9 protein-coding genes and 2 tRNA genes are annotated in these 6,782 nt (G+C 71.4%); all 11 read right to left on the bottom strand.

Annotation, left to right across the window (positions count from 1 at the left end; genetic code table 11):
• A partial coding sequence (locus VGW35_27035; protein HEV8311330.1) for a hypothetical protein occupies positions 1–703 on the bottom strand: 703 nt, incomplete at its 3' end.
• A 178-nt stretch (positions 704–881) separates the two neighbouring features.
• Positions 882–1,859 (bottom strand): sigma-70 family RNA polymerase sigma factor, encoded by a 978-nt coding sequence (locus tag VGW35_27030; protein ID HEV8311329.1) that lies wholly within the window; start codon positions 1,857–1,859, stop codon positions 882–884.
• A 46-nt stretch (positions 1,860–1,905) separates the two neighbouring features.
• Positions 1,906–2,196 (bottom strand): acylphosphatase, encoded by a 291-nt coding sequence (locus tag VGW35_27025; GenBank protein ID HEV8311328.1) that lies wholly within the window; start codon positions 2,194–2,196, stop codon positions 1,906–1,908.
• 88 nt (positions 2,197–2,284) lie between these two features.
• Positions 2,285–2,361 (bottom strand) — tRNA-Pro (locus VGW35_27020).
• 74 nt (positions 2,362–2,435) lie between these two features.
• Entirely contained in the window at positions 2,436–3,119 is a 684-nt protein-coding gene (locus VGW35_27015; GenBank protein ID HEV8311327.1) for a protein-L-isoaspartate(D-aspartate) O-methyltransferase, read from the bottom strand.
• A gap of 2 nt (positions 3,120–3,121) precedes the next feature.
• A complete protein-coding gene (surE, locus tag VGW35_27010) occupies positions 3,122–3,922 on the bottom strand; it encodes a 5'/3'-nucleotidase SurE (GenBank protein HEV8311326.1) in 801 nt (266 codons plus the stop codon).
• 75 nt (positions 3,923–3,997) lie between these two features.
• Positions 3,998–4,074 (bottom strand) — tRNA-Pro (locus tag VGW35_27005).
• A 14-nt stretch (positions 4,075–4,088) separates the two neighbouring features.
• A complete protein-coding gene (locus VGW35_27000) occupies positions 4,089–4,484 on the bottom strand; it encodes a MerR family transcriptional regulator (GenBank protein ID HEV8311325.1) in 396 nt (131 codons plus the stop codon).
• A 16-nt stretch (positions 4,485–4,500) separates the two neighbouring features.
• Positions 4,501–4,785, bottom strand: a complete 285-nt coding sequence (locus VGW35_26995; protein ID HEV8311324.1) for an integration host factor subunit alpha — start codon at positions 4,783–4,785, stop codon at positions 4,501–4,503.
• A gap of 97 nt (positions 4,786–4,882) precedes the next feature.
• Positions 4,883–5,710, bottom strand: a complete 828-nt coding sequence (locus VGW35_26990; GenBank protein ID HEV8311323.1) for an SPOR domain-containing protein — start codon at positions 5,708–5,710, stop codon at positions 4,883–4,885.
• 52 nt (positions 5,711–5,762) lie between these two features.
• Positions 5,763–6,473 (bottom strand): tetratricopeptide repeat protein, encoded by a 711-nt coding sequence (locus tag VGW35_26985; GenBank protein HEV8311322.1) that lies wholly within the window; start codon positions 6,471–6,473, stop codon positions 5,763–5,765.
• Between the last annotated feature and the right edge of the window lie 309 nt (positions 6,474–6,782).

Raw genomic sequence — 6,782 nt, 5'->3', positions numbered from 1 at the left:
GGGGGTCGGTGTATGCGATGTCCTCGCCCGTCCCCCAGATGCTCAGATGGTAGGCGAGCCGGACGTTGGGGGCATAGAGGTCGCGGAGCCGGACGATGGCGCGCGCGAATCCGGACGCGGTGTTGGGCAGCCCGGCCAGCTCCGGCAGACCCGTGGCGGCGACCTTGACCGGGAGGAGGGTCACGTCGTCGTGGACGCTTCGCCGCTGGAGGTACCCCCAGAGGTCTGGCCCGACGTGGAGCACGATCAGGTGGCCGGGGAAGGCGCCCGCACGCCGCAGGAACAGCTTGAGATCGGCGTAGTAGGCCCGCATGGTGGCGGTCGTCTGAAGATTCCGGTGGATGCCGATGGCCTCCGCCTCGTCGAAGCCGGGCGCCGACTGGCGGAGCATGTAGTAGGAGAAGACCGGAATCATCCGGTGCCGGAGGGACTCCCCGATGTAGAGCGTCGCGAACGCGCCGTTGGGGTTCCAGGTGGCCCAGCCCTGGCCGGTGTTGGCGCCGCCCGCCAGGTACTGATAGCGGAATGCGAAGCGGCCGGAGGCTCGGAGCCGCGCAGCGCCCCCGGGGCCGTCCGAGAGGCCCAGCTCGAGTGTGACGGGCCACCCGCGCGGGAGCGGCGGCAAGCCGACCGCGGCCGTCTCGGAGGCGAAGGCGAGCGGGCCGGCCAGGGTGACGGCGGCGAGCAAGCCGAGTGCCGCCAACAGCGCACTCCGCCTTCGTGGTCGTGGTCGTGGTGGTCGCACTTCCCCTTCCGGAGCCAACGACCGAGGATAGGCGCGAGACGCCGCCCCGTCAATCTTTTCCGGCCGGCGGCGTCCCAGATGGGAATCTTCGAGGGGGCCGCGGACGATTCAGGCGCCGCGGATCGCCCCCGGCCGGTCACAGCTCGGGGAGGTCGACTCCTCGAGCCTCGAGCCGAGCCCGAAGCCTCTGAAGGCCGGAGGTCTCGACCTGGCGGATCCGCTCGCGCGTCACGCCCATCCGCTGGCCGATCGCCTCGAGCGTCAGCGGGGGCTCGCCTTCGAGGCCGAAGCGGAGCGCGATGACGGTCCGCTCGTTGGCGGGCAACGAGTCGAGGATCTCGCGGAGGTCAGCTTGCTGCCGGAGCCGGGCGAGGACGGCATCGGTGGACGGCCCGGATCGATCGGGCACGATGTCCTGGAGGACGCCGCCCCCCTCCCCCACCGGAGTCTCGAGGGAGAGCGGGGTCGCCGCGACCTCCTCCAGGCCCTCGAGGTGCTCGACGGGAACCTCGAGAGCCTGCGCGATCTCGGCGAGCGAGGGCCGCCGTCCAAGGGTCAGCGTCAGGCGCTCTTTGGTCCGCTGGTACTTCGCGTAGAGCGCTTCGACGTGGACCGGTAGCCGGATCAGTCGCGCCTGGTTGGCGAGCGCCCGCACGATCGATTGGCGGATCCACCAGGTCGCATACGTCGAGAACCGCGTCCCGCGTTCCCAGCGGAATTTCCGCACGGCCCGCAGCAGCCCGAGGTTCCCCTCCTCGATGAGGTCCGCCAGCGACAGTCCGCGGTTCGTGTAACGGCGCGCGATCATCACGACGAGCCGGAGGTTCGCCTCCACCATGCGGCGCTCGGCCTCGGCGTCGCCGGCCGCCACACGCTTGGCGAGCTCGACCTCCTCTTCCCGGCTCAGCAGGGGGAGGCGGGCGATCTCGGCGAGATACATGGAGAGAGCCGGCCGACCGGCAACGGCCCCCTCGTCCTGGGGCTCGAGGTCGGCCAGGGCCAGGTCGTCCGGCGCCGCCTCGGCGTCTGCCGGCGCCTCATCGGGCTCGGGGGCGTCGTCGGGAGGCCGCTCGGGCTCGTCGGCCGGGGGGACCTCTCGCCGCTCGCGGCTCATCGCCGCGCACTCCCCGGCCAGCGGCCGGCGGGGAGGATCGGCTGGGTCACCGTGCCTCCGAGAAGCGGACGCTGAAGTTCCGATACTGGCCGCTGTACGGCAACGCCGTGACCGACACGCGCTCCACCCGCGCCAGCGGAGGCCCGGTCTCCAGGTCCCGCACGAAGGCCTGGATGTCCCCGCGATCCCCCTCGACCCGGATCTTCACCCGTCCGTCGTGCAGGTTCAGGGCATATCCCGTCAGCCCTCGGTCCTGCGCCCGACGCTGCGCGAACGCGCGGTATCCGACCCCCTGGACCCGCCCCTCGACGACGATCTCCACCGCCGACGGCATCATGGCCGCGCTCGAGGCGTCGATGGGCGGGCCACGGACGCGCCGCGCTTCTTCCTGAATCGGACCACTGATGATCAGCCTGGGAGGAGAGTGGTCGGGGCGACTGGATTTGAACCAGCGACCTCCTGCTCCCGAAGCAGGCGCGCTACCAAGCTGCGCTACGCCCCGATTCTCGCCTGAGTCCGGCGGCTAGCCTGTCGCCGAGCCCGTTGCCACGCACACTCGGCCGTTCGACCGGACGGTCAGTCCTCCCACCCGTACTTGCCGACCAGCTTGACGAACACGCACCCGCAGTCGGTAGAGGTGCGCATCTGGCCCTCCACCTTCTCGACCACGTGCAGCGTCTGCGCCTGCGGGTCGCCGATGGGCACGACCAGCCGCCCGCCCTCGGCAAGCTGCTGGAAGAGCGGCATCGGGACCGCGGGAGCGCCCGCCGCCACCAGGATGCGGTCGAAGGGCGCTTCGTCCGGCCACCCGTAGGTCCCGTCGGCCGTCTTCACGACGGCATTAGTGTACCCGAGCTCCTCGAGGATGCGCCGGGCTCGAGTCGCCAGGCCGGGCAGCCGCTCGATCGAGCACACGCGGCGCGTGAGCTCGGCCAGGATGGCCGTCTGGTAGCCGGAGCCGGTGCCGATCTCCAGCACCTTCTCGCTTCCGGTCAGGCGCAGCAGCTGCGTCATCGCGGCGACCATGTACGGCTGCGAGATCGTCTGACCCTCGCCGATCGGCAACGGATGGTCCCCGTACGCCCGATCACGCAGCGCCTCTTCCACGAAGCGGTGACGCGGGACTTTCCGCATCGCCTCCAGTCCCCGGGCGTCGCTGATCCCCCGGCGCACGAGCTGCTCCTCGACCATGCGCTCCCGCTCGCGGGCCGCCCGGGCCTCCTGCCAGCCGTTCCCGGTCCCCAGCACTTTGCCGAGCATCGTCAGCCACGGCGGCCCCGCCGGCGGGGCCCGGCCCCACCGCGGCCAAAGTCCGTCTCCCACGTCTTGAGGGCGCGCAGCCCGTCATAGCTCGTGAGGTCGAGGTGGAGCGGTGTCACCGACACGTAACCGGCATGCACAGCCGCGAAGTCCGTGTCGTCGCCCGCCTCCCAAGCGGGGGGGCCGGCGCCGATCCAGTAGTAGAGCTTGCCGCGCGGGTCGCGCTGCTCGATCACCTTCTCGCTGTACGTGCGGCGCCCCAGGCGTGTCAGCTTGAGCCCGCGCGGCGCCCCACGAGGCACGTTCACGTTGACCAGTGACACCCCGCTGTCCCGATCACGCAGGAGGAGCCGGGCCAGCCCGGCCGCCGCCTGCGCGGCCGGCCGGAAGTCGTCCGTGTCTCCCGCCTCGACCAGGGACATCGCCAGGGCCGGAACTCCCAACAGGCTGCCCTCCATGGCCGCCGACACGGTGCCCGAATACGTCACGTCGTCCCCGAGATTCGAGCCGGCATTGATGCCGGCCACCACCAGGTCCGGCCGCACCGGCAAGATCCCCAGGACCGCGAGATTCACGCAGTCGGTCGGAGTCCCGTTGACGGCGAACCGGCGCGGCCCCAGGCTCTCGACCCGCAGCGGGCGGTGCAGCGTCAGCGCATGCCCGACCGCGCTCCGCTCGCGGTCCGGCGCGACGACGAAGACCTCACCGACCGCGTCCAGGGCCGCGGCCAGCGCCGCCAGGCCGGGCGCGTGTATCCCGTCGTCGTTCGACACCAGGATGTTCGGCCGTCCTCGGACGCCCACGTGGTGCCCTGGGGCCGTCAGCCGGCCCGAACGCGGCGGCAGACGGGGCGGCTGCCGCGGATAGTCAGTGAGAGATGGTCGGGGCGACTGGATTTGAACCAGCGACCCCTAGCCCCCCATGCTAGTGCGCTACCAGGCTGCGCCACGCCCCGGACCACTGAGGATTCTACGTCGCGCCACGGCGACGTTCAAGGGAAACTTCACCCTGGCCCCGCAAGAGCTGACGCATTCCTTCGAGGCGGGACCGGAGAGCGCGCAAGATTTCCAGCGTGTGGGCGTCGGGGACGGGCAGCTCGAGCTGCTGGGTGCGGCCTCGAGCCTCCTGCTGGAGGCGCTTCTTGGCCCCCTCCAGCGTCAGACGATCCTCGTAGAGGAGCCGCTTGATGCGCAGGACGAGCTCGATGTCCTGCTTGCGGTACACCCGCTGGCCCGCGTGGTTCTTGCGTGGACGGAGCAGCTTGAACTCGGTCTCCCAGTAGCGGAGGACGTACGGCGGTACCCCCGTGAGGTCGGCCACCTCCCCGATCCGGAAGAAGAGCTTGTCGGGAATCGGATCCGCCATGACCGGGCGCCCGGAGCTACTGCTGGTTCACGTGTGCCTTGAGCCCCTTGGAGGGCTTGAAGGTCAGGACACGACGCGCGGTGATCTCGATCTCGTCCCCCGTCTGCGGGTTTCGGCCCTTGCGCGACGACTTCTTCCGGACACGGAAGTGCCCGAACCCGACGATCTTGACGTCGTTGCCTTCCTCGAAGGCCTTGAGCATCCGGTCGAACACCGTCTCGACGACCGACGCCGATTGGCGCTTCGACAGGCCGTGTGCGGCCACCGCGTTGATGAGGTCGTTCTTAGTCAGAGTCTCCACCTCCCTTCACCGTGACGGATTCGGCCACCCACGTGAGGCAGGGCTGGTGTCCGGCTACCGCGGGAAGCGCCATGAGCTCCGGGACCTCCCTCGCCCCTCAGCGCTCCCGCACCACGAACCCCTCGAACCCGCGCGCCGACAGGTCGGCCCGCGCCCGCTCGGCGTCCTCGGCCGTCACGAAGGCGCCGACCCGCACCACGCGGAAGGCGGCGGAGCTCGCCTGGCGCTCGAGACGCACCCGGAGGCCCTGTTCGCGCAGCGCGCGCGAGGTCTCGATCGCCGCCGAGAGGGGTACCGGCGCCGTGACGGCGGCGCCCTCGCCCGTCAACTCCGGCGTGAAGCCGAGCCCCTGGAGCTGTCCGAGCAAGCCATCGAGTCCCTCTCCGGGCTTGGGGGTGGCGAACACGCGATAGAGGACGCGACTCTGCTCGGTCACGCTGTCGGCGACCTCGAGGTGTTCGCTTCTGAGGCGGGCCACGAGACGGTCCGCGTTCCGGTGGTCGAGGAACGCTCCGACCTGGACGCGGAAGAGTCCCGGTCCCGAGGCCTTCCCCGGCGCGGCTCCGGTTGTCGTCGGCGCCGGGTCGGCTGGCGCGCCGGCGGGCGGCGCCACCGGCCCGGCCCCGTTCGGCGCCGCCGCCCGCGCCTCGCGTGCCGGCGGCGGCGCGGAGACGGCCACCGGACGATCCTGCGTCACGGGCTCGGTCCGGGGGGCGAGGGACCGGGGCGGGGCAGCCGGGGCCACCGGGGCGCTGCGCGACACGGCTGGCGTGCCGAGGAGCCAGGCGAGGACCGGTGGGCCCACGGCCAGTCCCATGATGACGACGATGCCGCTACCGAGGACCAGTCGGAACCAGCGCGCCGTGAAAATGCTCGGGCGTCGCCGCCTGATCCGGTGGGAGACGTCGGTCTTGAAGTGTCTCATATGAGAATTCTGTAATTCCCGCCTGATGTTAGTACCGGAATGTTAGCAAATGCTAGCACATGCTTTCCCCCGGGCCAACTTCCCTGGATAGGGGGATGTCCGGCCCCGCCTGGCCCGTCTCGGACCCGATCGGGGACACGGCCAGGGCCCGCGCGACCTGCTGACAGCGCGCGGCGCCGGCCGGGTCTCCGAGCCTGGCCAGCGCTTCCGCCGCGCGCATGATCACCGCGGCCCGGACCGCACGGTCCCGCAGCCCGGGGTCGGCAAGGGCTCCGCGGAACGCCTCCAGCGCCGGGCCTGGCTCGGCCTTCCGAAGCAGCAGGGTGCCGAGCGTGTCCAGGTAGTAGCCCCGAGGCTCGGGGGCGCGGGCGAGCGCTTCGCGGATGAGCGACTCGGCTTCCCGCCAGCGGTGCTCGTGCTGGAGGAGGGCCCAGGCCAGGTTGTTGGCCACCGCGGGGCTGTCCGGGCTCTGCGCGTGCGCCTGTCCGTAGGCGACGATGGCGGCATCGACCTCACCGAGCGCGAGGTGAGCATCCCCGAGGTTGACCAGGGCGAGGGTGAAGCCCGGCGCCAGCGCCAGCGCCCGGCGGAATTCCCGCGTGGCCAGTCCGTACTCGCCCCGCGCGTAGTAGGCGATGCCGAGGTCGTTGTGCTCCTCGGCCGAGAGCGGATCCATCGGCTTTGCCCGGAGCGTCCCGCAGGCGGCGGCGCAGGCCGCCGCCAGCAGCAGGCCGCCGATGGCTCCGAGGCGGGACGCGGACATCTCGACCCCGGCTCAGGATCCGGGGAAGAATGCGCGGGGTATGGCTCTCGCGCTCACACCTGACCGCCTCGCCATCGGATGTTCCGCTCCGAGCGCGGGCTTAGCCCGCGCAACCCGGTTCCTGGGGGAGGTTCCGGAGGGGGCCGTCGAGGCCCCCTCCGGCTCAACCTCAGGGGCGCGAGATGACGCGGCGACCCATCAGCTCCAGGACGAGGATGACGAGCAACCCCACGATGATGGCCACCGCCAGGACGCCGGCGGCGCTGCCGCCCGCCCCGATCTCGTCGAGCCGCTCGGCCAGGAGCCGGC

This window comes from Candidatus Methylomirabilota bacterium (assembly GCA_036005065.1).
In the GTDB taxonomy this organism is placed as follows: domain Bacteria; phylum Methylomirabilota; class Methylomirabilia; order Rokubacteriales; family DASRDR01; genus DASYQW01.
Note: the sequence above shows the minus strand (reverse complement) of the source record. Positions and strands in the feature narration are given on the sequence as shown.